This window comes from Shinella sp. GW835-FHT14H05 (assembly GCF_058793575.1).
The window spans coordinates 1-708 of sequence record NZ_JBXAFY010000044.1; the positions used below are offsets into that span (position 1 = coordinate 1).

Genomic DNA, 708 nt, shown 5'->3' on the forward strand with positions numbered 1-708 from the left:
GAAGTACGCGTTGATTGCCTTGCATCGCTTGCAGTTTTCCGTGCGGACGATGTGCCGTCTTCTGCGGGTTCATCCCAGCGGATTTTACACCTGGCTGAAGAGCCCGCTGAGTATGCGGGCCAGCGAGGACAAGCGACAGACCGATCTACTCCTGAAGGCATGGGAAGAGAGCGGCAAGGTCTACGGTTATCGCAAGCTGCACGACGATCTTCTCGATCAGGGAGAGATGTGCTGCCCGAACCGGGTCGCGCGTCTGACGCGTCTCGCCGGGATCAAGGCGCAGATCGGTTACAAACGCCGTCCCGGCATCTATGGCGGCAGACCGTCTGTCGTCGTCGATAATACGCTCGACCGGCAATTCGACGTGACGGCTCCAGACACTGCCTGGGTGACGGACATCACCTACATTCGAACCTGCGCGGGCTTCGTCTATCTCGCCGTTGTCATCGACCTCTATTCGCGTCGTGTGATCGGTTGGGCACTACAGAGCCGCCAAACCACCGATGTTGTATTGCAGGCTCTACTGATGGCGGTGTGGAGGCGAAAGCCGAAGGACAAGGTGCTGATCCATTCAGATCAGGGTTCGCAGTTCACCAGCATGGACTGGGCATCGTTCCTCAGGTACCACAATCTGGTTCACTCGATGAGCCGACGCGGCAACTGCCACGACAATGCGGTGGCCGAGAGCTTCTTCAATCTTCTGAAGCG

The 708-nt window shown here is 58.2% G+C and carries 1 protein-coding gene; it reads left to right on the plus strand.

Annotated features, from left to right (window positions below; genetic code table 11):
- Window positions 1–708: IS3 family transposase (locus AC1Q6Z_RS35270; RefSeq protein ID WP_492650750.1), on the plus strand; the 708-nt coding region annotated here is incomplete at both ends.